A 26139-nucleotide genomic window follows, 5' to 3' on the forward strand; every position below is an offset into this window, starting at 1 on the left:
GCTCACCTCCTTTATTGTCCATAAGCATGTGCCTCCCGAGCATAGTCTGCTATGACAGAGTCCCATAAGCCTTGATTCTTCAAAATATATTCCACGGCTTCCCGCACGGCACCATGACCGCCCGCAGCATGAGAAATAAATTTAGCTATATCCTTTACCTCGGGTACCGCATTTTGAGGTGCCATCGGTAAACCTACGATCTGTAACGCTCCTAAATCATTAAGGTCATCACCCATATAAGCGATATTTTCCGCATCGATGCCATGTTCCGTACAAAGGGTACGTAATGCCTCTGTTTTATTTGCATGGCCCATGATTAATGCGTCAAAATGAAGCTCTTTGGCACGACGTTCAACCATCGGTGATCTGCGAGCCGTAATGATAGCCAATTTAAAACCGGCCTTACGGGCCGCCGTGAGACCTAAGCCATCCTTTACGGAAAAGCTCTTCATTTCTTCACCGCCGGATGTATAGATCAGCGAGCCGTCGGATAAAACACCGTCTACATCAAGTACAATCCATCGAATATCCATTATTATACAATGCCTCTACGCAACAAATCCGTAATATGAACAATGCCGAGGCATTTATTATCCGCATCTACTACCGGTAACACCGTAATAGGTCGAGGTTGATTCTTTTCCATTAAATGAAGCGCCTCGGCAGCTAATTTATCCTTTGTAATCGTGCGAGGCATCGTCGTCATCATGTCTTCCACCGGCCACTCGAGGAAATTACTGCCCGAGTCAAGGCCACGACGTACATCGCCATCTGTAACGAGACCGATGAGATATCCTTCTTCATCCACGATATTTGTAGCGCCTAAGCCCTTTTCAGTCATTACAAATAATGCATCTCGAACAGAAGCGCCTTTATGAACAATCGGATTGTCCGCACCTCCATGCATAATGTTCTCCACGGTCAACAATAGTTTACGACCTAAAGAACCGCCCGGATGGAATATGGCGAAGTTTTCCGGTGTAAAATGATGACGTTCCAATAAGCACACGGCCAGTGCATCGCCTAAAGCAAGTGCCACCGTCGTACTCGTGGTAGGTGCCAACCCTAAGGGACACGCTTCACGTTCCACTTCAGCCAATAAAACGATATCGGAATTCTTAGCTAATGTGGAGTTCGGATTGCCTACTACACAGATCAGCTTGGCACCAATGCGACGTAAGGACGGTAAAATACTGATAATTTCACCTGTTTCCCCGCTATTGGAAAAGGCCAATACTACGTCATCCTCAGTAATCATACCGAGGTCTCCATGCACGCCTTCGCCGGGATGCATAAAGAGAGCCGGAGTCCCTGTACTCGCCAAGGTGGCCGCTATTTTGCGCCCTATGTGACCGGATTTACCCATCCCGGTGCACACAACACGCCCCTTACAAGCCAAAATCATATTTACAGCATTAACAAAATTATGATCCAAACGAGAACTCAGTTGTTCAATAGCACGAGCCTCTTCGTGAAGTACCTGTGCCGCCTGTTCTAAAATAGTCACCAATACCGCCCCTAACCTTTAACGATTTTATCAATAGCTACTAAATCGCGAAGCAATGCTTCAAATTGGTCTAAATACAACATATTAGGTCCATCGGACAATGCTTCCTCAGGATTATCATGTACTTCAAAGAAAAGCCCGTCCACACCGCTAGCTACGGCAGCACGTGCCAAGTTAGGTACAAATTCACGATTACCGCTGGATTTAGTACCCGCACCGCCCGGCAACTGTACACTATGCGTTGCATCAAAGATTACCGGATAGCCAAAAGAACGCATGATCGGAAACGAACGCATATCCACAACGAGATTATTATACCCGAAGCTGAATCCCCGTTCCGTCAGCATCAGGTTTTCGTTTCCTGTTTCTTTCATCTTATTAAGAACATTTTCCATGTCCTTAGGAGCCATAAACTGGCCTTTTTTTACATTCACGCATTTACCCGTTTTTGCCGCACCATATACGAGATCTGTCTGGCGGCACAGGAATGCAGGGATTTGCAAAATATCCAATACCTCAGCAGCCGGTTCGATCTGCTCAATAGAGTGGATATCACTGACTACAGGCACGTTGAGTTCTTTTTTTATAGAAGCCAGTATCTTGAGGCCTTCCTCCAAACCGGGGCCGCGGAAGGAATTAAAGCTGGAGCGGTTAGCCTTATCAAAGGAAGCCTTAAATATGTAAGGAACACCTACGCGCTCACAAATTTCTTTAGCCCGTTTACCGATGGCCAACGTGCGATCATAATCCTCAATCACACAAGGTCCGGCAAGAACAAATAAGCCCTTGCCTCCCCCGACGGTAATATGATTAATTTGAACTGTTTTCATTTATCTCTCCTCTTGCGCGTAAATGGCATTTACGCGAGCCAAGTCTTCCGGTGTGTCTACACCGATAAATCGCTTATCCGTAAGAATAACGCGAATAGTATATCCATTTTCAAGAGCCCGTAATTGCTCCAGCGATTCGGTCTGTTCCGCCGCTGTCGGCTCCATATTAGCGTAATTTAACAGAAAGTCTCTGCGATATGCATAAATGCCGATATGTTTAAGCGGTGCTTTCACAAAATCCTGTCGAGGATATGGGATCAGGGATCTGGAAAAGTACATCGCATCATTTCGGTTATTAAGAACGACCTTTACCGCGGACGGCTCATCATATTCCTCCTCTAAAAGAGGCGTTGCAACGGTGGCCATCTGCAAATTCGGATCATCCTCAAAAAGTCGCGCCAAATCATCGATGAGTGTGAAATCAATCATCGGTTCATCACCTTGTACATTGATTATCACATCTAAATCAGTATATTGAGCCGCTACCTCCGCAAGACGATCTGTCCCCGTCGGATGATTCGGATTTGTCATCATTACGGTACCGCCAAAACCTTGTACGGTCTTGAATACCCGTTCATCATCGGTAGCCACAATAGTATACATTGTTTTTGTCGCTTGTGACACGCGTTCATAAACCCTTTGAATCATCGGTTTACCGGCAATATCAGCCAAAGGTTTACCAGGCAATCGTGTAGACCCGTAACGGGCCGGAATTATACATCCGAATTGCACAATAAGCCCTCCTTTTTGTCATTTATACATCTTATTATTATACACTAAATCTCTAAATTTTCTATGAATTCCTGTTTTCCGGCCACAAATTCAATGCCGATAGATAGCACCAGAATCGGTATTTTCAAATCTTCAATTGCATGCAACTGACTTAACTTCACCGCATCCTTTTCCGTAATGCAGATCATGTCCGCCTGATGTGCAAAGGCCTGTTTCCAAATCTCCACTACATCGTCATTGGTAAACTCATGATGATCCCCAAACGCCAATGTATGAACTACATTATAGCCCACATCAACTAAGGTTCGGGTAAAAGACTGCGGATTTCCGATGCCGCTGACAGCCATAATCCTCTTTTCTTTGTGAGTTCCCACGGGAGACCCCTTTGCACCGACGGCCCATTCATCTAAAGTATATAAGGCCTGCGGTTTGTGGGTCGTTTCATAAATCGGTGTCTGTGGCAGCATTTGAGCCAACCGTTTCCGTATGCTCGATACGATTCCCGGTGCCACCTGATCAACCTTCGTGAGGACAATGATATCGGCCCGCTGTAACCCGCTTAACGGTTCACGTAGTAAACCTCGCGGCAGTACATGCTCATAACCGAACGGATTGGATGCATCGACAAGGACAATATCGATGTCTCGAGCCAGCCCCCTATGCTGAAAGCCGTCATCCATAACCAGACAATCCGCGCCGAGCTTATCAATGGCAATAATTGCCGATTGAGTACGATCCCTGCCGATAATAACGTTAGATTTCGACAACACCTTTGCCAATAACCAGGCTTCATCACCGCTTATGGTCGGCTCCACCAGCATGGTACCGTCTCGGGAGATAATAATATTCTTTTTATTATCCTCCGCCCGATAACCGCGGCTCAACACAGTAGGATGAAATCCTTTGTGAGTGAGTACATCACAAATAAATCGCACCATCGGAGTCTTGCCGGTACCGCCGGCCGTGATATTACCGACGCTGATGACAGGCACAGTCACCTTATTAACGCCCTTTCCTTCATCGAAACGAGCATTGCGGATTGATACGGCCTGTTCATATCCCTTGCTGAGAAATGCAAGGCCGGATCGAGCCATATCGCCCAGTATGGACTTATTTTCACCACTGACAATGGATTTGAATAATTCTTCCCCACTCATAAGAGTCTCTCCTTCCTATTACGGAATGATATGATGTGCTTCAAATAACTGGCGCAACTCTTGAGTATTACGTCGTGTAGCTCCTCGATTTTCCCTGATAATTTCCAGGCAATGTTCACCCATCTCTTCGGCCAAGGCTTTGTCCTTGCAAAGACGCAAGACCATCTCGGTCAATTCTTTGCCGTTTTTTACCTGTTCACAAGCCCCTCGCGAATTAAGAAGCGAAAAGATTTCTTTAAAGTTGAACATATGAGGACCTACCAGAATAGGCTTACCGTGAGCAGCCGGTTCCAATATATTATGTCCGCCGGTTCGTACCAGCGAGCCACCCACAAATATAATATCCCCTAAACTGTAAAGACGCCCGAGTTCACCGATCGTGTCGAGAACAACCACGGGAATACCTTCGTGTACGGGCTCAGTCATATCACTGCGACAAATGGCATTCAGTTCATATCGTTTCGCAAGGTTTTGTACATCATGACCACGATAAATTTCACGCGGTGCAATCAATAAACGCGCTTGAGGGTACTCCTGCAAGACCTGTGTAAAGGTTTCAAAAATAGCCTCCTCTTCACCCTTATGGGTACTACCCACGACGATGATCGGGTGATTATTTCCAAATCCGAATTCATCGAGCAGTTGCTGCTTCTCTTCACTGAATACAGTGGCGTATGTCTGATCATACTTCATATTGCCCGTCACGGTAATATCCGCTTTATTAGCGCCAAGTCGTGCAATATACGCCGCATCAAACTTGGATTGCATGCAGAATCGTTCGATAGACCGCAACATTTCCCGTGTGAAAGCACTGATATAACGATATCTCTTCATGCTGCGATCCGAGATACGTCCGTTGACCATCATAACAGGGATGTTTTCAGATTGAGCGATTCGTAAAAAGTTCGGCCAGATTTCGGTTTCCACCAATAAAATCGTAATAGGTTTGATAATATGTAAAATCTTACGGGTCAAATATGGCAGATCAAGGGGGAAAAAGATAATCCCTTCCGCTTCCGGAATAATACGGTGTGCCATCGCATGGCCCGTAGCGGTAACTACGGAAACAACAACGACAGCCTCAGGGAACTCTTTTTTCACTTCTTTTACCAGCGGACTGGTAGCCACGATTTCACCGACAGATGCGGCGTGAATCCAAATCGCACGGCGTCCTTCTATTTTTTTTAATAATGATGCAGGCATATAGCCCGCACTCTGTTTAATGCGCTCATAAAATCCGTCTTCAAAAGCGAGCCGGTACAAAATGACCGGTATCAGGCCTATCCAATAGAATATGAGCAATACGTTGTATATCCAGTACATGGTTATCCTTTATTGGAGAATTGAACAGAGTAAAGATGATTGTACAACCCGTCTTCAATAGCTAACAGCTCCTGGTGAGACCCCTGCTCTACCAGGCGACCATGGTTAAGTACAACAATTTGATTTGCATTTTGAACGGTACTCAATCGATGTGCGATGACAAATGCGGTACGTCCCTTCATGAGACGATCAAGCGCCTCCTGAACGAGTTTTTCACTTTCCGTATCCAGAGCTGACGTAGCTTCATCGAGAATCAAAATGCGTGGATCCTTTAAAATCGCACGAGCAATAGCCACCCGTTGACGTTGACCGCCTGATAGGGAACTGCCTCGCTCACCCACGATGGTATCGAGTCCGTCCGGCAGTTTATCGACAAATTCCAATACATTAGCCGCCTTTGCCGCTTCGTATATTTCTTCATCCGTCGCATCAAGGCGTCCGTAAAGTATATTTTCACGAATCGTAGCATTAAATAGTACGGTTTCCTGCGGAACTAAACCGATTTGTTCGCGCAAGGACTTAAAGGTTACATCCTTCACATTATATCCGTCGATAGTAATGGAACCGTCGGTGACATCATAAAAACGAGGCAGTAAATTTGCCAATGTCGTCTTACCCGCACCGGACGGACCAACGAGCGCCACACTTTCACCGGCCTTAACAGATAGAGTAAAATGTTCCAATGCCGGTTTTTCACCATCATAGGAAAAAGATACATCATTAAATTCCACATCGCCGGTAATAGCCGGTAATACAACTGCATCGGGTTTCTCGATAACATCAGTTTTAGTATCCAAAATTTCAAAAACGCGATCCGCTGCGGCCAAAGCCTTTTGAATATTACCGTAGACTTGACTCAGACGCTTTACCGGATTCGACAGGTTGATAGCATAAATTAAAAATGCGATAAGAGATCCGGCCGTAATCGTACCGGTTACAACGGAATAACCGCCATACCATAGGATAACCGCCACGGCAATAGCCGCAGAAAACTCGACCATAGGGCTCAATAAGCTGGTCAGTTTCGTAGCCTTAATAACGGCCTTAAAGTTACGGGCATTTTCCGTTTCAAAACGGTTTCGCTCAAAATCTTCGCGAGCAAAGGATTTAACAACCCGTACCGCGCTGATAACCTCTTGTAAAAGCGCCGTAATATCAGCGATACGCCCCTGCACATCGTGACCGGCGAGGCGCAATTTCTTACCGAACACGTTGATAATCAATAATACAACAGGCACAGTGATAAAGGTAACTAACGTCAACTTCCAGTCAATAAGCAACATCGATACGAGAGAACCGATGAGCGTTACGGACTCGGTTATGAAGGATATGAGATTATCCACCACCGCCGTTTGTAAGGCCGCCACGTCGTTGGTGAGATTACTCATGATAACGCCCGTCTTACGGCGATCAAAATAAGATAAACTCAAGCGTTGAAGATGATTAAAAATCGCTTCACGCACATCGATGATAACGCGTTGACCGATATAGGACATATTATAGGTCTGGCCATACGTGGCGAAGCCTCGAATTAAGAAGATAAGAATAATCGCCCCTACAATCAGGTTCAGCATAAACATATTTTTATCTTGTAAAACTTGATCCACCACATTTTTGATGAGCCATGGCACGACCAAATACGCGGCTGCCGCTACAATCATACAGAATACGGCAAATATCATGCGCTTATAATAAGGCTTTACAAAATATAAGAGCCTGGAATAACTATTCATTACACTTCTCCTTAGCTAGGTCATATACGAGGTGCGCTACGCGTTTTACCGCCCCCGGTTCACCTAATGTATGTCGTACTTCGCGCAACTCCGTGCGCATAGCCGCATTTGCCGACTCATCATCGATTAACGGCGCTATGGCCGCTACGATGCGTTTCGGATTTACCTCATCTTGTAAAAGTTCCGGTATCACTTCTTTGCCGGCGATAATATTCGGCAAGCCCACGTGGGATACATTAACCACCATTTTACCGATACCATACGTAATCGGTGATACGCGATACAGTAAGACGGTAGGCAATTCCATCATAGCCGTTTCAAGTGTCGCGGTCCCTGAAGCGGCGAGGCAGGCATCACAGATCTGCATCAAGTCGTAGGTATGATCCTCCGTGATCGTTACCGGCACATTATGGGAATCAATAAACGATTGCAGTTCGCTGTGATCAATAGTATGAGCTCGTGGCAAAAAGAATTGTATATCATCATGAGATTCCATCAATATCTCGGCGCTCTTTAACATCGTATCAAGTAACGACATGACTTCCTGTTTACGACTGCCGGGCATAAGTAATATTTTTTTAGCCTCTTTTCGGGCATCAAAATATACTAAAGCTTCATCCCTGTTCATGGTCGGGTGAACGATATCCAATAACGGATGTCCTACAAATTCAACATCACATTTATATTTCCGATACGCCTCCGCCTCAAACGGAAAAATCGAAGCTACCTTTGTCACATATTTGCGAATGGTATCACCACGGCTGCTATGCCACGCCCAGATAGTCGGTGCAATATAATATACCACCGGAATACCGAGTTCATGTGCTACTGCAGCGAGTTTCATATTAAACCCCGGATAATCTACACAGACAAGAATATCCGGTTTTTCTTTCATCATGACCCGTTTTAAATACGTGCGTAATTTAAAGAACTTCGGCAACGATTTAATAATCTCTACAATGCCTATGACACCAAGATTTTTAATGTCATATACAATGCGAACACCGGCCCGTTCCATCAAGGTGCCGCCCATTCCAAACAGTTCTACCGTAGGATCCAGTTCGCGCAATGCTGCAGCAACACTGGCAGCATGAGTATCACCGGATGCTTCTCCGGCAGAAAACATGATTTTCATCGTGCATCCTTTCTGGCATTCACAAAATCCTCGTTTACGGCACATATGACAATATCATGACGATTTGCCATATCAAGCACTTCCTGCTGTTGTACGAAAATGGTTTTTTCCGCTTCTACAGCCAGTACCTTACATCCGCTGTCTATCATGGACATCAACGTTTTAATGCCTACCGCAGGTACGTCAAAACGCACATCCTGATTCGGCTTCTCCGTCTTGACGACAACAGCATCGCCTCTGCCTAATTCACCGCCTCGTAAAATGCACTTATCTGTGCCTTCAATAGCTTCAATCGCCATGGCCGCCTTATGTTTTACAACGACAGTCTGTCCAATATCAAGGGCGCCCATTTGTTTAGCCAATTCAAATCCGAAACAGATATCTTCCCATTGTTCATCGGTAGGTGATGTTTGTGAAAGCACCCCTACTTTAGGCATAAAAGGCTTTAAATATACGGTCTGATCCAGAACTTTAAATCCTTCCCGCTCAATTTCATCGACAATGGCAAGCATAATCGTATCGTCTTTGCGATTTTTAAGACGGCGCAAGACCCCCAGTGTCTTTAAATCTGGGAACGATAAACCGTTAAAGAGGATTTCCTTAGTCACTTTTCCCAACATGGTCAGTTCAACGACGCCTTCCTTCTTTAAGGTCTTGAAAATTTTCCCCAATTTTGCGACACCTATGCTGTAAAAAGCATCGGCTTCACGTTCAAGGGCCGGGTCTATATCAGGTACCACACCTATAACAACCACTTCGTGCCCTAATAGGTGTGCGGCACGCATGAATTCTACGGGCAGTATACCGATGCCCGCAATCAATCCTACCTTTGCCAAAACTATACCTCCTATATGACCTATCGGTCCAAGCTTATATTTACATACCGGTTGTATACAATTTAACAATACGAGAATTACCGTCCGATGACGCACTCATATACAGTATATTGTACTATAAATGACCATTTTTTACCATTAAAACACGGCTTTTACCACAATAGAAAAGGACCCCGTAATACTACGAGGTCCCTTATTATTAATCGCGACGAGTACGCATAATACCACGATCGGCATTGCGCAAAAATCGTAATAAATTTTCTATTTCTACAGAAGAATCAAGCTGCATTTCCATTTCTTCAATCGCCTTGGATAAACTGAATCCGGAACGATAAATGATGCGAAATGCCTGTTTTAAATCACGTCGTACATCTTCGGAAATACCTGCACGAGATAAGCCTACCGAATTAAGTCCGATAACGCGTGCCGGTTGACCATCTGCGATAACATACGGAGGAATATCCTGTACCACTTTAGCCATACCGCCGACCATGGCATTACGACCGATTTTCACAAATTGATGAATACCGGCAAGTCCACCGATTACTACGCGGTCCTCAACAATAGCGTGACCTGCAAGACCGGCACAGTTACTCATGATCACATTATTGCCTACAATACAATTATGAGCTACATGAGTACAGGCTTGAAGCAAGCAGTTATTTCCGACGCGTGTTTCTTCACCTTCGCCGGTAGCCCGACTGATGGTAACAAACTCGCGAATAACCGTCTCATCGCCGATATTACAAAAGCTTTTTTCACCTTTAAATTTTAAATCCTGCGGTTCCAACCCAATAGATGCGTTCGGATAAATTTCACAACGCTTACCAATGGTTGTCCAACCACCAATCACAACATGTGCACCAATTTTGGTTCCATCGCCGATTACGACATGTTCCCCAATGATTGCACCAGGACCTACGATTACATCTTTGCCCAATTTAGCATTTGGATGGACTATGGCTGTACTATGGATGTTGGATTCTGCATTTTCCATGCCTACAACTATCACTATAATCACTCCTCAGTTTATTATACAAGGGCAAACATGTATTCACCGCTAGCGCACAGTTTATCCCCCACATAGGCACGGCCTTCCACCTTACCCATACGGCCTTTTATCTTAACGATATCAACTTCCATGCGCACTTGATCGCCGGGTTTCACAGGATGACGGAAACGAACCTTATCAATGCCTGTAAACATCGGTGTCAAACCGCGGTTTTCTTCAGGGTATAAAAGAGCAATGCCCCCTACTTGGGCAATTGCTTCTGTAATCAAAACACCAGGCATCACAGGATTACCGGGGAAATGCCCCTGGAAGAAAAGTTCATTAAAGGTGGCATTTTTAATGCCCACAGCACGCTTCATGGGTTCCAATTCAGTAATTCGATCGACTAAGAGCATTGGATAACGATGAGGTAAAATTTCTAAAATATCTTCGTGATTAAGAATCATGGCTGTGTCTCCCTTATTTCTTCCATTATACTGTGAGCCAAACGCGAATTAAGTTCATGACTCGATTTTAAAGCGATTACATGGCCTTCAATAGGTCCTAATAAAAACAAATCCCCAATAACATCAAGCGCCTTATGGCGGACAAGTTCATCATCAAAGCGAGGGACAGATAAGCATTTCTCATCATCATAAACCAATGCATTATCCAAATTGCCGCCCTTAGCAAGCCCCATAGCCTGTAATTGTTCTAATTCCTTCATAAATCCAATAGTTCGAGCCGGGCCTATGTGCTCCTTGAAGTACTCCGGAGTAACCTCAAAATCACATTGCTGGGTTCCAAGTAATGGATGACTGTTGATAGAAGTAAATGTCATACGATATCCATCATACGGAAGAATGACGATAAATCGATCTTCATCATATACGGCATGAGATTTCTTGACCTTATATACCCGGCGTTTTGCCGTCTGTATATCAAGGCCCGCCCGCTCTATCAAATCGACAAAGACCGCACTGCTACCGTCACCTACCGGAGGTTCCGGAGAATCCATCTCTATATAACAGTTGTCAATATTCATAGCACTGAACGCTGCTAATACATGCTCAACGGTAAATACCTTAGCTTCACCATTCTCTAACGTAGTAGCGCGCATAGTGTTCGTCACATTATCAATGTGTGCTCGCACAGAAGGATGTCCTTCAATGTCCGTACGTACAAACACAATTCCTGTATCTTCAGGTGCAGGTTTAAAAACCATAGTTACCGGTTCACCGCTATGAAGGCCAATCCCTTGATATGAAACAGCCTGTTTAATCGTCTGTTGTGGCTTACTCATAAGAATGTCCTTTCATACTCTGATTTATATTTACTATACACCAATATGTATTATACCCTATTTGCATAGGTGATACAAGAAATTGACTATTTATTGAAAGACATCGGGTGGCGTTTCAATCTGCTCACCATAATAACGACGAGTCCATTTCCATCGATTATGCAGCCAGAACCAATCCTCCGGATACCGGCGAATATAATCTTCAATAAACTCATTCAGACGCGTTGTCGTAACAGAAATATCACGTTTTTTATCATCCGTACGCTCCACATACATCGGTGGATGTACCTCAATTTCATGTTTTCCAGAATACGGATTGTAATGTATGGTAACGAAAATAATAGGAACATCCTGCATGCGAGCCAATACGGCCGGTCCAGCGGCTGTTAAGGTTTCATATCCGAAAAACGGTACCAATACACCATCATCACCGGGATCCTGGTCCATAATCAGCCCTAGAAAAGCACCCTTTTTCAGCTCTGTTATCATTTCGCGCACACCGGTTTTATACGTAACATGCTGATGCATAATACGCCGATATTCATTAATAAACCGGTCGGAATCACCATTCTGTTTCATAGCTACGGAAATCAGGGGATAGCCTTCAGATGCGAGCACACCACCTAATAATTCCCAGTTACCGCTATGAACAGCAGCCAAAATTGCACCGCGACCATTTTCAAGAGCATCATCTAAGTATTCACGATTGATAAACTCGACCATATCTTTATAAGCACCATCCTTGATTTCAGGATAGCGCACTACATCGATAATCATACGTCCGAATCGAGTTGTACTCGCCTTTGCAATACGGCGTGCTTCCTTCGGATCATCTGTAATATGACAGAACATAATCTGACCGATAGCTAATCGCTTACGTTTAGGCGGCACCACCAGCCACGCAATTTCACCAAGCAACGTGCCAATCGCATATTGTAAACCTTTCGGCAACATACAAATAAAGGCACTAAAGATTTTCATAAACCTATACATGGATTATTAGCTCTCCTTAAGCTGTGCTTTCAAAGCTTCAATTTCCTTTTGTAATTGTTTTACCGTTTTCACCATATCCGGTAAGCGATTTTCATAAGCCGCTAATTTCAACCATTCTTTGTGAGGCCTCATAGGATACCCTGCCATAACGCAATCGGACGGTACATTACCGGTAATACCTGTTTTCCCTGCAAATTGTACATTGTCACCAATGGTAATATGTCCCGTACAACCTGTTTGGCCGGCAAAGATAACATGGTTACCGCATTTAGTACTGCCTGCAATTCCGACCTGAGCAATAAGAAAACAGTCCTCACCAATTTCAACATTATGTCCCAAGTGTACTAAATTATCAATTTTAGTACCACGTCGTACAAGAGTAGACCCCATTGTCGCATTATCGATTGTCGAACAGGACCCGATTTCCACATCATCCTCTAAAATGACATTTCCTACCTGAGGAATGTGAGTATGTACACCGTTTTCAGTTGCAAAACCGAAACCTTCACCACCGATTACGGCCTTCGCACGCAATACAACACGCTGACCGAGGATACAGTTTTCATGTATGATAGCACCCGCATAAATGTCGGAGTCCGCACCGATTCGTACATTATGACCGATATATACATATGGTCGAATCGTTACATTATCACCGATTACGGCATTATCATTGATTACACAATACGCTCCAATAGCGACATTTTTACCTATGGATACATTCTTGCCTATAATCGCCGTGCTATGCACCTCACGAGGTACCACTACAGGCGGATGAAACAATTCCAGAATCTGTGCAAAGGCAGACTTCGCATTATCAACTACAATCTGTGACATTGGCGCATCAGGTATTTCAGACTCTACAATGACCGCACCGGCTTGACAGAGTCCGATATGTTCCACATAATCTCCGACAGCGAAGGTAATAGATTGTTTTGCAGCTTGCTCAAAGCTACGTGTTTCCGTGATGTGTACCGTATCATCACCTACAACGCGACCTTGTACTAATTTCGCAAGTTCCTGTAAGGTTTTTTCCAAGGTAATCTCCCCCTATTTTTAAAATAGATTATTCTGAAGCTTCCGCACTACCTTCGGCAGGTTGAGCTGCTCCTTGTTGATTATCTTGCTGATTATCTTGTTGGTTGGACTGTTGTTCATCGGCTTGCGCTGCAGCTTCAGCCTCTTTAATTTGATCATCTGTAGCCTTACCCATTTTATTGATCAAATCATCGGTTACATCCGTACCGCCACCAATAACAGCACCTTTCTCAATGATTACGTCAAGCTTTTTATCTTTTACGAGTTCACTGATTTGTTGATCCTGATATTGACGGAATTCTTGAGCTTTTGCAGTACTGAAAGTAGCCAATTCCTGTTCCGCTTGTTTATATACTTGAGGTTTAGATGCTTCATCAGCAGCTGCAATTTTTGCATTCAATTCTGCCTTTTTAGCATTAATTTCTTTAGTAATAGTGATACCCTTTTCAGTGCTGTTCGCAACTTTCACACTATCCACGTAACCGATATTATTAGACCCACATCCGCCGATAACGGCCATAGACGCCACTAAAGATACACCTAATACCAAAGATTTCATACGTTTATTCATAATATACTCCTTATTGAACCCGATAAGATGCTTTTACCGCATCTGTAATATCCAGGCCTTTAATATTGCCACCATCATCAATAATAACTAAATCTAAATGCTGTTCCTGCGCAATAACTCCGACACGCATACGCACATCTTCCAATATCGCTTCATGAAGAGCACTCACTTCCGCTTCCTTATCAGACAGCTTCTTAGCCCAAGTATCATTCCAATCCTGTGCAACAGGTAAATTATTATTGGATATAATCGCTTGTGCCTGTCGTTGCATCATGTCGTCTCGCTTAGCGGCCAATTCCTGTTGTAACGACGCCGCATATTGATTGAGTTCTTCCTGCCCTTTCTTTTGTAATGGTGCAAGTTCCGCCTCAACCTTATTTTTAATAGCGTCCACATCTGAACTGGATGGTTGACGTTTGGCCAGTAACTCTTTTAAGCGTTCCTCTTTCTCAGCTTTTTCAGCCATCGCCTGTTGTCGCTGTGCATCATCGATATATACGCGATCATCATAAGCATACAAATCAAGCTGAAGATTAACGATTTCAAGGTCATATGCATTGGCACTCACCTTTAACTCCGATAAGTACTTCTGCGTCAATTCATTGCGTTTCGCATTCAGTTGCTGATTGAGTTCATTTTCTTTCGTTGCAATACGAGTCTGCAGTTCTACCGTAAGAGCATCAGACAAAGTTGAATCTAAGGCTAACGATTTCAATTGTTCCTCTTGAGCATCCGACTTGGCATTTAAAGCCGTCTGCTCCAATTGATATTGTCGATTAAGCAAATCCAATTCTTGCTTGGCTTGCTTGTAATCTTCATAAGACGGATTGAATTCCAGCACATCATCCATGCGGACGACACCGATGGATATTCCATCGGAATTATGTTGCCGATTCGTCACAAAGCCGTAAAACCAAACCATAGCCCCCAGTGCAGCAACGAGAAATATGATTAACCCGATATATCGTTTATTCCCGTTCATTGTCGTTTCCCCTACATAGAACTACCGCTTATTTTTTTGCTTCTGAAGATAATTTCTTTAATACCTGGTCGGTAATATCTACACCGCCGTATAATACACTGTCTTTAGTCATAACAACACTCAAGCCTTTAGCATCCCCTACAGCTTTTGCAGCCTCCATTGCTTTGTCTTGAACGGACTTCGCAATTTCCTGGTCTTTCTTTGCTAAATTTTCGCGCATTTCTTCTGCAATTTTTTGTTTTGACGCATCATCCGGTGCCGCATCAATTTTAGCTTGTGCATCTTTTTGTAATTGACTTTGATAGCTCATAAATTCCTGAGCCGCATTGACATAAATCGGATTATCCTGAGACATCATGCGAGACGTATCGATAACCCCTACTGTACTGGATCCGCCGTTACTTGTCGGCGACGCCATCTGCGTATATGCCAACGCACCGATACCTATAATAAAAATAGCAGCAATGACGATAGAAAATATTTTTACATTCGTCTTGTTGTTCATCATTCGCATCATAATGAAATGCCCTCATTTCTGTTAATTACCGCATCAAAGGATGCCATATAGAGATATTGGTGAAAGCCTCTTATAAAAGAGACTTTCACCATATACATTTTCAATATTAGAATTGTGTACCGAAGCTGAAATGGAATTTATTTTTATGCTTACCAACACCGTAGTCAAGTTTAACAGGACCGATAGGAGTTGTAATGCGAACACCGGCACCAACACCATAGTTAAAGTTCTTCTTACTGTTATACCAAGTAACATTAGGTGCATCCCATGCATCACCGATATCGGCGAACAATACGCCGCTAACCTTTTTAACTATAGGGAATCGGAATTCCAATGTAGCATTGTACATTTTCTTACCGCGGAATTGATCATCTTCATAACCGCGCAAGGAATCGGCACCGCCCAAAGTAAACAATTGGCTATATGGTGCATCGCCCTGAATAAATCCGGCACGGGCACGGAATGCCAATACATTCTTAGCGCCTAATTTTTTGTACATACGAGTTTCAGCCGTGAATTTATAGAAATCAAAGTCACCGCCTAAACCATGACCCGCCCATTGTGCAGTATAGGAGATACGACGACCGCGAGTCGGTTCATAAATATTATCACGGGAGTCATATACCTTTTGCCATGTAGCAGAGTTAATACGACCGAAGTTATTAGCCACATAGTTATCGGATGCAAAGTTATAATTGCCGTTATTCCAAGCCCCGTTAGGACCTGCACCGGCATCACGGTCATAGCGATAGCCGGAACTTTCATCGCTATCCCATTTGTAAGTATCCTTACGGGATTCTAATGTCAAGTAATCACGTGTATATTCGCCGGTCTGACGGCCGAAGGAAATATTGAAACCACGAGATTTCTTGTTGTATTCCGCTACTTCGTTACCATCTTCATTGTAGTCAGTGTACTCATCTTCACGGTTGAAGAAGGAGAAGCCAAGGGATGTACCCTTGCTGTCAATCCAAGGTTTCAAGTAGGAAATCTGGTAGTTTTTATATTTCTTCTTACCGCCGATTTCCCAGTGTACCTTGAACTTATCACCGGTACCACGGAAGTTATCTTCACCGAACTCAACGATACCTACAAGGCCGTCAGATTTGGAATAGCCGGCCCCTAACGTAACCGTACCTGTTTTATGTTCCAGTACATCGATTTCGATGATAACATTATTAGGATCTTGTTCACCAGGCAACATACGAACGTTTACATCATCGAAGAAACCCAAATTATATACGCGTTCTACGGAACGGCGCACAAGGAATTTATTGAACGGTTTACCCGTTTTTTGAACGAATTCACGTGTAATAACCTTATTACGGGTCTTCTTATTGCCGGCAGGAATAATGTCTTCAACCATGCCTTCCACGATATGAATATGCAATATGCCCTGGTCATCCACACGGATGCCGTCAACGTGAGCCAACATATAACCGTCACGAGCATAAGCAGCATTGATGCCTTGTACCTTCTGACCTACGTAGACGGAGTTGAGTACTTGGCCCGGTTGAATATCCATAAACTTCGTCAACACTTCAGACGAATAAACGGTATTACCTTCAAATACAACACCATTTGTAATCGGATTTACCGTTACGGCGTAATCAACTTTAACGCCTTCCGGCACGGAAGTGAATATAGGATTTACTTCAGAAAAATAGCCTGTATTACCAAGATTTTGAACGTCCTTAAAAACGCCGTCAACAGATACAGCATCGCCCACTTTCTGACTTAGAATAGGCAATAATTGTGTTTGCTGCTCTGCTGTAACACCGGAAATAGATAAGCCCGTAATGGTTTTACCTACATAAGGATTCACGATTTCAGCATTAGCGGACGTCACATATTGAGCCTCTACAGTTGTAACAGCTTGAGTTTGACCGTTTTCAGCGGCTTTATCAAGATCAGTACCACCTGTAGTTTTCGACACCATTTTTACTTGTTTGTCATCTGTTTTCAAAACGGCATTATTAACAGTCACAGTCCCGTCAGAACCTTGTACTACGGTTCCGTCACTGGATACGGTAGTATCCCCACGAGCCGCTAAAATAGCCGCATCAGTTTCATCTTGAGTTGTTCCAGTCGCCGCACCAGAATTAAACACCGCCTGTGTAGTCGATGTATCCTCTGTTGTAGCCGCACTAGTTGTTGTAGTGCTATTCAAATCTGGAGTATAGCCAGCTTGTACCTCTGCAGCAAAAACACTGCCAGTTCCCACGACAGCAGTCAACACGGATGCTGCAAGCATACTTTTGTAGGCTTTTGGTTTTAACATAAATTCCTCCTAGAATTCATCCCTTATAAAGAAAATTAAATCTTTATTTAAAAGAGTATTAAATCTTTATTATTATAGCATATAATGCCAGGAATGAGTACTACTATAAACATATTTTATGAAATTAATATGACTACAATATGCATATCTATAGGGTTTGCACATTGTAGTCATACCTTGTTAAAAGCTTCTTGTCCAGCGTCCACCTATATAATTATTACCTTGTGATGTACGCCATCCGGTAAATTTGATATTCCGACGAACGGAATACTCTATACCATATTTATTTTGTTTATTATTGATCCCCTGCGAATAGGTCAACATAACCTTCGGTAATACGTACTTACCGATTTCAATATTATAATTACCCGCAGTCGCCTTATTCGTCGGCTCATCAGGATCAATGGAGCCCGTCGTAATATTAATCCGGTCTAGTCCAAATGTATTCTGCAATGCATCCTGTACATAACCGAACGCAAACATCTGCAGTCCTGCTGTAGCAACCGCATTTACATCATCATTGGTAAGCGTACTGCTATTACTATCCGCACCACGACCAAATGTAAGCATCGAAATAATTTGTTTTTGTGATAATCCAGGGTTAGATGTTAAGGAAAGATCCATATGATCCACAGTTCCTTTCACCCCGAGCATAATATTATAGTTACTTACATTGGTTTCAGCTTCCAATTGTAGCATCGGTAAATAAGATCCGCCGACGAAATGTGCGTTACCTTTTGTAATATTAAAGGTATGGCTTAGATATTTAAATGTTCCCGACTTCACATCGAATTGACCGCTCGCCATCGGATTCAACAAAGAGCCTCCGAAGTGAACATCACCGGTTATAAACATATCATATAGAGTCCGGTCATAAAGCCGTACACCCTTACCGGCATGAACAGTAACATCTACGCCCAAATCATCAGTACTGCTGCTGGATTCAAAGGAGAGTGGAATTTTAAATTGAACCTTTTCCAAATCCAGGTGTCCCATCAAGGTAGGTAAACCGTCCTTATCCGCAATATATAATTCCCCGTTTAAAGGTCCTTTTACATATTCACTGCGCACATCGAGACCGTCCAATTGAACCGCCGCACGATAGTTTGTAAGGCTATGACCGTTCCAGTTCACCTTGGCCGCCAAACCGGCAGAGCCTTTCCCCATGGTGATTCGAGCTTGTAAATCGCCCTGTTGTCCGGAGAAAATTAAATCGCCATTGATATCTGTAATCTCGTTGTTGACTGCGGCCAACTTCATCGAACCGTTACGTACAGATACGGCGCCATATGCTTCCGGCTGATCTACGGTACCCGTAATATGTACGGTTCCCTTCAATGCGCCGGTGGCCTCTTTCACACTCTTTGTAACGAGAGGAATAACCGCCATATCGGCTTCATTAAAATCAATCGTCACATCCATGGCCTTTTTATCATCCGCCGCTAAATGACCGGATGTATAAAGGGCAGCCAACGGAATTTTTCCGTAAGCCGCAAGTTTATAACCGCCTTTAGTCCCCTGAATACGCTGAATCTGAATAACGCCATCCTGCATGGTGGCAAGAGCAAACCCCTGGTCAATCGCTATACCGTTGTACGAACCGTCTTCAATAGCAGCTGACAATTCCACCTTCGGATTTTTTGTTTCCCCTGTCATATTTAATACGCCCGTTACATTACCGGTCGCATTGATGTCCTTACCGATCAACGGCAAAAATGGTTTGATATCGACATTTTTTAAGGCAACCTGCATATTGGCGATTCCATCCAGATCCATAGTGCCGCCCATCGCAATGAGGCCATCATTAACAGGCAATTTAAGGGTCTTAACGTCAAACTTCCGATTTGCCAGACTCGCATCAATCGACGCATCACCTACGACGGTTTTATCAATACTTACATCATCAATCGTACCTTGTACATGAACGCTAGGGTTATCATAAGTCCCCCCCAGTTCAACGGAACCATTAAGTCTTCCGTCAAGATGCTCATTTTTCTTATCCAACAATGTCAATAAATTATTAACACCGCCATTTTCTACATTCAATGCTCCGAACAAAGACTTAGTACCGTCAAGTCGCATGCCTCCGCTCGCTACATAACGACCGCCGGTATTCTCCGCAAAAGTAAAATTTTGCAAATTCACAACCGATTTGTCCGCATAAAGTTGACCGTGAATATCCGATAACGCCTCCCCATTAAGAACCAACGCATTCGACTCCACATAGGCATTGAGTTGAGGATTATCCATTGATCCACGAACAGTTCCGCGTCCGGATACGAGTCCTTGTATATCTATATCGCTATTGATGAGCAATCGGCCCATATCGATATTGTTACCTTCAAAGCTTATATCAATAGCATCCTTCGCTACAGTACCGCCACCGGTAATTGTTGCACCATATCCTTCCACATCGAACCGATATAATCGCAAACTATCGTTCGCATAGCTATACTTAACAAAGGCATTTGTCACTAGCTTACCGTAAGCCGAACCGTCCCATAAATGTGCACGACCTTCAACAATAGGGTTCGCCATAGTGCCTGTAATATGATTATCAGACTCAAACCAGCCGGTTATCGGTAAATCCGTAAATGGACGAATTGCATTTTCAATGCGTACCGCCCTTGCAACAGCCGTGATATCAATGGCATCCGTATCGAGATGATATTGACCGGATACATCAAAACCTCCGTTTCCATCACCGATATGACCATTTTTTAGAGTTAACACATGATTATTCAACTCCAAATCACTGTGAATATCATTATATCGGGAACCTTTGTAATGGACTTCCTGTCCCCATATATTACCTGTTACATGCGGATTATTCAAATCGCCCTGCACATTAATCGACGTGGACAATGTACCGTCCACATCCGCTGCTCCGATTATCGAGCTCAAAGACGTCAACGGCAGAGCATTACCGGAAACAGTCGCCTGCACCTGACCGTTTTCTATATATCCGTAACCGCTCAGCGTACCGTCGCCCATCTTACCTACGGCGACAACATTAGTTTTATCACCCGTTTGAGACAAGTCCGCTTTCACAGAATCCAGTACGATACCGCGCATCGAAATCTGTTGACCTTCCACATGCCCCACAAGATCCGTTAAGGCATTATTTTTACCGACTAGACGTATGTCCCCGTCAACAGATCCCCCTATCGGATGATTCATATTTTGGGTGAAAGCATCCAGCGGTAATGCATGAGCCTTTATATCGGCGGTGAAGGAACCGTCATCAATCATATACTGCCCGTTAACCTTTGCATTACCTGTACCGGCGAACAACGTTATATCGGATACTTTAACACGGCCATTGTCATATACGATATCACCTTGAGCACGATCCACATGATAATCGCCATACGATAAACCGCTGCTTGCCACCGTTGCGGATACATAAGGAGACACCGTCGTACCGCCGATATGGACACGTCCGCCTACAGTTCCCGTAATACCGGAATCTGTAAGCGTAGCTACATCAACCTTATCAGCAACGACATTAAGATTTAAATATTCCTCATTATCCCCCAATGTAATAAGTCCGTTCACCTTGGCAACCTGATCATTAACACGCCAGGAGCTTTGAGCAATGACGATCTGATTATGGTTCAGCATAATACGACCGTTACCATCGGTAATGGTGTATATCGTATTTCCTCGTTTATAAGTCCCTTCCAGCCCCTTGAATTTCACATTGCCGGACATAATATATTTGCCGTCTTCACATTTCACATTTACATGTAAATCCTGTAGCGTACCTTTTTTAACGGATATATCATTTCCTAAAGGAACGAAATTCATGAGTCCCGACACATCAACGGAATCCGATTGTGCATAAAACTCAAAATTGGTGAAATCATTCATATCGACAGATCCGTTAATCTGAACGGCCGATCCGTCAAGACTCCCTGTGAAAGCCCCTTTGGACAGTGAATTTGTATCGAGTGCTACAGATCCGTTCAAGTTATTTACAACATGCCTGGTACCATCTTGCATACGCAAAGCAACTGTACCCTCATCCACATTGATATCCCCTTCAAACGATTTTTTCTCATTAGGATCTGAAGGTTTAATAAGCTTCGTTACACTCCAGGACCCGTCTGCCAATTGCCAAATGTGTAAATCAGGCCGTTCAACAGAGACCGATGAAATGGCATCTGCCCCCGATCTATTTCCACTGATGAGACCCGGTAGAGACGATAGCTTTACACCCACCGCTATTTCAGGTGCGGTTCCTACGAGATGCCCCTCTGTATCATGAATCACCACATCTGTAAGAATTATATCGCCATTCCAATTAATACGGAGAGAATCATAATCAACAGATCCATTGATGGCTGTATTCACTTGTTCCTTAACCATCGGCGCCACATAGGTTTGAGCGATAGGATTAATGCTGGCCCCTATACCGCATGATAATCCAAGAATAGCCGCCCCTATGAGGCAACATTTTTTTCGCGTCATGATGCTGCTCCCACATCGATTATGAATAAACTGTAAATATATACTAATCTTACCATAATCATAGCAATAACTACAGATTTTTAAAATAAATTTTATAAAACTAATGAACTTTTTTCTGCCGCTCAAAAAGCGTATCCGGAAATGTTAAAAATATGTTTCAACAATTAATACGCATAAAAAAGGCGACACCAGTCGCCTTTTTTGATTAAGATTATGTTCTGTAATTATTGATTACCGCTTAACTGCGCCAATTGTTCAACAGCACCACTACCGGCAATAACATCCGCACCTTGACCGACAGGCGTATCCAAAGGCACCCCGGTAAGATGTTCTAATGCAGCAATACTTACATTGTAGTTATACAATGCTTGTACATAGTTATTACGGGCCTCAGTCAATTTAGTTTCCGCATCCAATACATCAAGGTTTGTACCCACACCTGCACTGTAACGCAATCTAGCGATACGGAAGTTTTCTGTACCTTGTGCCACCGCAGTTTGCGTACTTTGAATTGTTTGCTCTGCGGAGCGTAAATTCAAGTATGCCTCTTGTACTGCTAGGAGAACCGAGTCAACTGCGGCCAAATTAGCCTCTTTAGCTTGTTCTAACTGAGATTTAGCCTTATTTACGCTGTTCTGCGTAACACCGCCATCCCAGATATTCCATGATGCCTTAGCCCCAACAGTCCAGGATTTATTGCTCGTACCGAAGTAACCGTCCGTATCACCATATCCACGACCTGCACTCACAGAAACGGTAGGCATATACCCGGCCTTTGCCGCCCGAACCGATTCTTCCGCAGATTTTACATCCAATGCGGACTTAACAAGTGAGGAACGATGTAGCATAGCATATGCTTTTGCCTGCTCCAATGTGACATTGTACGGTTTATATTGTAAATCGTGCTCCGCCGTATCAATATGTGTCTGTACCGGATATCCGATAACATTGTTGAGTTGTGCTTCGGACAAGTTGGCTTTGTTCTGTGCTTTCACAAGACTGGTTTGAGAATCAGCCAGATTTGTATTGGCAGCCAATACGTCGGAGCTTGCTACTATGCCTACTTTATATTGTGCCTGTACATTATCAACATGACCTTGATAATCCTTTACGGATTGTTGAGCTACGTCTACCAAATTACGATTCATAATCAATGTATAGTATCCACTGATGGCATCGTATTTTGCCTGTTGTAATGCTTCTTCGTAGCTTGCGCCGGATCCTTCGCGGGCATAACGGGCGGAGTCAATGTTCGCATCAAGTTCGGGACTGAATACAGGTGCAGAAATGGAGAAGTTATGATTCCCGGTCTTACTGCTGCCTGCATCACCGCCGGCCTTCTGTGCACTCCAGCCATAAGAAACCGTAGGATTTTTACCTGCCGCTACCTGGCTGACATTGGATTTAGCCGCCTTATAACCCCACATGGACTGTTTAGCCGTACGGTTATTAGCCAATGCTAAATCAACAGTGCGCGCTTCATTTAGAGCCAATGAATTTTCAAAGGTCTTACTGTCTTGAGCCGACTTCTGAGCCAATTGTTGTTGTGTCAATTGGATTGCTTCTTTTTGATATTTACTCAATTGGTCGCCGTTATTTACAGATGTTGTAACCACATCAGCAGCAAATGCCCCTGTTGTAACCAAAGAAAGTAATACGGCTAAGGAAAGAGCCTTATTATTCATAATATGTACCTCCAATGTATTAGCTAGAATACTTGTTTAATACCGAAATAGGTACCCCCGTTCGTAGAGCCGAACGGTCGGGTCATCTGAATGACACCGTATGTATCTTTATGTAAACGTATATCACTACGAATACGGTATTTTCGATGATTTAAATCATACATGGCTGCGGACAAGGATACCGGACCGCGCAAATTATAATCTACACCGAGTCCGAGTTCACTTTCAAAAATACCACCTCGTACCAACCATTTAGAATTGATGAATTTACCTGCATTCAGATCGAATTTCGTGCCGTCTCCGATATTGGATAGCCCAAACTCGGCCATGCCTTTATCATTGAAAGCGCGAATTCGACCGTTGATGCGGAATTCATTGTCATTTGTATTATATAACGCATCTATGGATGGCTCAATCTTAGTGGAATGCTTTTTTTCAACCTCAACACCTTCCGTGTCATTAACGGATGCTTCAGATTGATATGGCTTTCCGCCCATCAATTTATTGACACGAGCCGAAATCTGAGCCGTATTATGCAATGTTTCCCGAATATTCTCTTGCGCCTTCGGGTCCGTCACGGTGGATTCCATGGAACGAGCCATACGATCCACACGTTCTGTAGTCTGTTTTAAATTCGTCAAAATGGCACGCATATCATTACCTGCATTGCCATCCGAATTAAACTGCTGCGCCGCTGCATTAAGCTGAGCCGTAGCATCCGCCATATTCTGCGTGATAGCTACTGCATTATCCGCCATAACCGCTGTCGACTGCAAAGAATGTTTTAATGCACCTTGCGTCGCCGGGTCGCCGATAATATTGTTGATAGACTGCAACATCTTTTCTGTACCGTCCATCAATTTCTGAGCACTTCGCATAGCCTTATCTACAGCATCGCTACCTTCCCCGCGAACGGTATCGCCATTTTGTAAATACACCTTGGATGTGCCCGGAGAGATCTGAATATATTTATCCCCCAGGAAGCCATCCGCCCCCAAGCTGAAGGTTGAATCACTCGGAATCTGTGTGGATTCATCAATTTTCATTTTTACCACGACACCGCGCGGTGTAATTTCAATATCTGAAACGGTACCGATGGTAACGCCCGAATATTTAACCTGATTACCGTTTTTTAAACCGTTAACCTGCTCAAAATCACCGGTAATGGTCATCTGCGGCTTCGCCCATATATCGATACGCCCCACAAAAAGGATTCCTGCAATAAATAATGCAATCCCTATGATTGTGAAAGCCCCAACTTTCGCCTCCGTCGTCCACTTCATTATAAATCTCCCATCGCAGACACATGAATCGGTTCTGCTTCGCCATGAATAAACTGTTGTACTTTTTGATTTGAAGAATTCTTAAAGTCTATTGTATCAGAAATCTCCACAAATTTCCCCTTATCCAATAGTGCTATGCGATTTGCCACATAGAAAGCCGCATTCATATCATGCGTCACCACTACCGAAGTACACCCCAATCGTTCCTGCATCCCTTTAATTAACATACTGATTGTCCCTGATGTAATGGGATCCAGCCCTGATGACGGTTCATCATAGAGAATCAATTTCGGATCCAAGGCGATAGCGCGAGCCAGGCTGACCCGTTTTTTCATACCGCCGGACAATTCATTCGGCATATACTTTTCATACCCCTTTAAGCCTACCCAGTCAAGACGTTCCGACACTATCCGCCGTATATCTTCCTCCGGTAAATGCGTATGCTGCCGCAGTCCGAACGCTACATTCTCACCAACCGACATAGAGTCGAAAAGTGCGGAATATTGAAATACCATGCCCATCTTTCTGCGTACCGTATTAAATTCTTCTTCGGATAACGTTGTAATATCCGTGCCGTCTACAATAATTTGACCCGATGTAGGTTTCTGTAGGCCAATCAGGAGTCTCAGCATCGTACTTTTACCACTGCCGCTGCCACCTAGAATGACCAATGTTTCCCCATCCAAGATAGTCAAATTTATGGAATCCAAAATCACCCGTGTATCATAGGCGACTACAACATTACGTAATTCAATCATATAAGCCTCTA

General features: G+C 43.7%; 22 protein-coding genes. All 22 read right to left on the bottom strand.

Annotation, left to right across the window (positions count from 1 at the left end):
• Positions 1-11: 11 nt before the first annotated feature.
• Positions 12-533 (bottom strand): HAD family hydrolase, encoded by a 522-nt coding sequence (locus tag HMPREF1521_RS05735; RefSeq protein WP_038117001.1) that lies wholly within the window; start codon positions 531-533, stop codon positions 12-14.
• A 2-nt stretch (positions 534-535) separates the two neighbouring features.
• The gene (locus HMPREF1521_RS05740; RefSeq protein WP_038117003.1) at positions 536-1507 is read right to left on the bottom strand and encodes an SIS domain-containing protein; all 972 of its coding nucleotides are present in this window, start codon (positions 1505-1507) and stop codon (positions 536-538) included.
• 11 nt (positions 1508-1518) lie between these two features.
• On the bottom strand, positions 1519-2337 hold the full coding sequence (gene kdsA, locus HMPREF1521_RS05745) for a 3-deoxy-8-phosphooctulonate synthase (protein ID WP_038117004.1): 819 nt from the start codon (positions 2335-2337) through the stop codon (positions 1519-1521).
• Positions 2338-3069 carry a 3-deoxy-manno-octulosonate cytidylyltransferase gene (kdsB, locus tag HMPREF1521_RS05750; RefSeq protein WP_038117007.1) on the bottom strand — a complete coding sequence of 244 codons (732 nt, stop codon included), beginning with the start codon at positions 3067-3069 and terminating at the stop codon, positions 2338-2340.
• Positions 3070-3113: 44 nt separating this feature from the next.
• Positions 3114-4226 (bottom strand): tetraacyldisaccharide 4'-kinase, encoded by a 1113-nt coding sequence (gene lpxK / locus HMPREF1521_RS05755; protein ID WP_038117009.1) that lies wholly within the window; start codon positions 4224-4226, stop codon positions 3114-3116.
• 18 nt (positions 4227-4244) lie between these two features.
• Entirely contained in the window at positions 4245-5549 is a 1305-nt protein-coding gene (locus HMPREF1521_RS05760; RefSeq protein ID WP_038117011.1) for a 3-deoxy-D-manno-octulosonic acid transferase, read from the bottom strand.
• 2 nt (positions 5550-5551) lie between these two features.
• Positions 5552-7282: an ABC transporter ATP-binding protein gene (locus HMPREF1521_RS05765; protein ID WP_038117016.1), complete on the bottom strand. Its 1731-nt coding sequence runs from the start codon at positions 7280-7282 to the stop codon at positions 5552-5554.
• On the bottom strand, positions 7275-8417 hold the full coding sequence (lpxB, locus tag HMPREF1521_RS05770; RefSeq protein WP_038117018.1) for a lipid-A-disaccharide synthase: 1143 nt from the start codon (positions 8415-8417) through the stop codon (positions 7275-7277). The genes HMPREF1521_RS05765 and lpxB overlap by 8 nt, the downstream gene beginning before the upstream one ends.
• Positions 8414-9253: an LpxI family protein gene (locus tag HMPREF1521_RS05775; protein ID WP_038117021.1), complete on the bottom strand. Its 840-nt coding sequence runs from the start codon at positions 9251-9253 to the stop codon at positions 8414-8416. The genes lpxB and HMPREF1521_RS05775 overlap by 4 nt, the downstream gene beginning before the upstream one ends.
• A gap of 199 nt (positions 9254-9452) precedes the next feature.
• Positions 9453-10265: an acyl-ACP--UDP-N-acetylglucosamine O-acyltransferase gene (gene lpxA / locus HMPREF1521_RS05780; protein ID WP_084214635.1), complete on the bottom strand. Its 813-nt coding sequence runs from the start codon at positions 10263-10265 to the stop codon at positions 9453-9455.
• 20 nt (positions 10266-10285) lie between these two features.
• Positions 10286-10711 (bottom strand): 3-hydroxyacyl-ACP dehydratase FabZ, encoded by a 426-nt coding sequence (gene fabZ, locus HMPREF1521_RS05785; protein WP_038117023.1) that lies wholly within the window; start codon positions 10709-10711, stop codon positions 10286-10288.
• Positions 10708-11547: a UDP-3-O-acyl-N-acetylglucosamine deacetylase gene (gene lpxC / locus HMPREF1521_RS05790; RefSeq protein WP_038117025.1), complete on the bottom strand. Its 840-nt coding sequence runs from the start codon at positions 11545-11547 to the stop codon at positions 10708-10710. Before lpxC ends, fabZ begins: the two co-directional genes overlap by 4 nt.
• Positions 11548-11637: 90 nt before the next feature.
• Positions 11638-12540 carry a lysophospholipid acyltransferase family protein gene (locus HMPREF1521_RS05795; RefSeq protein WP_038117027.1) on the bottom strand — a complete coding sequence of 301 codons (903 nt, stop codon included), beginning with the start codon at positions 12538-12540 and terminating at the stop codon, positions 11638-11640.
• A gap of 6 nt (positions 12541-12546) precedes the next feature.
• On the bottom strand, positions 12547-13578 hold the full coding sequence (lpxD, locus tag HMPREF1521_RS05800; protein ID WP_038117029.1) for a UDP-3-O-(3-hydroxymyristoyl)glucosamine N-acyltransferase: 1032 nt from the start codon (positions 13576-13578) through the stop codon (positions 12547-12549).
• A gap of 28 nt (positions 13579-13606) precedes the next feature.
• Entirely contained in the window at positions 13607-14149 is a 543-nt protein-coding gene (locus HMPREF1521_RS05805) for an OmpH family outer membrane protein (RefSeq protein WP_038117031.1), read from the bottom strand.
• Positions 14150-14159: 10 nt separating this feature from the next.
• On the bottom strand, positions 14160-15131 hold the full coding sequence (locus HMPREF1521_RS05810; RefSeq protein WP_038117034.1) for a hypothetical protein: 972 nt from the start codon (positions 15129-15131) through the stop codon (positions 14160-14162).
• 28 nt (positions 15132-15159) lie between these two features.
• A complete protein-coding gene (locus HMPREF1521_RS05815; RefSeq protein WP_038117036.1) occupies positions 15160-15648 on the bottom strand; it encodes an OmpH family outer membrane protein in 489 nt (162 codons plus the stop codon).
• Positions 15649-15754: 106 nt separating this feature from the next.
• Positions 15755-17929, bottom strand: coding sequence for a BamA/TamA family outer membrane protein (locus HMPREF1521_RS05820; protein WP_038117038.1), 2175 nt, complete (start codon positions 17927-17929; stop codon positions 15755-15757).
• Between the two features lie 180 nt (positions 17930-18109).
• Positions 18110-22402, bottom strand: a complete 4293-nt coding sequence (locus HMPREF1521_RS05825; protein WP_038117040.1) for a translocation/assembly module TamB domain-containing protein — start codon at positions 22400-22402, stop codon at positions 18110-18112.
• A 224-nt stretch (positions 22403-22626) separates the two neighbouring features.
• Positions 22627-24087: a TolC family protein gene (locus HMPREF1521_RS05830; RefSeq protein WP_038117042.1), complete on the bottom strand. Its 1461-nt coding sequence runs from the start codon at positions 24085-24087 to the stop codon at positions 22627-22629.
• A 23-nt stretch (positions 24088-24110) separates the two neighbouring features.
• On the bottom strand, positions 24111-25370 hold the full coding sequence (locus HMPREF1521_RS05835; RefSeq protein ID WP_038117044.1) for an MlaD family protein: 1260 nt from the start codon (positions 25368-25370) through the stop codon (positions 24111-24113).
• Positions 25370-26128 carry an ABC transporter ATP-binding protein gene (locus HMPREF1521_RS05840; protein WP_038117046.1) on the bottom strand — a complete coding sequence of 253 codons (759 nt, stop codon included), beginning with the start codon at positions 26126-26128 and terminating at the stop codon, positions 25370-25372. The genes HMPREF1521_RS05835 and HMPREF1521_RS05840 overlap by 1 nt, the downstream gene beginning before the upstream one ends.
• Positions 26129-26139 lie beyond the last annotated feature (11 nt).

Source organism: Veillonella sp. AS16 (assembly GCF_000517785.1).
In the GTDB taxonomy this organism is placed as follows: domain Bacteria; phylum Bacillota; class Negativicutes; order Veillonellales; family Veillonellaceae; genus Veillonella; species Veillonella denticariosi.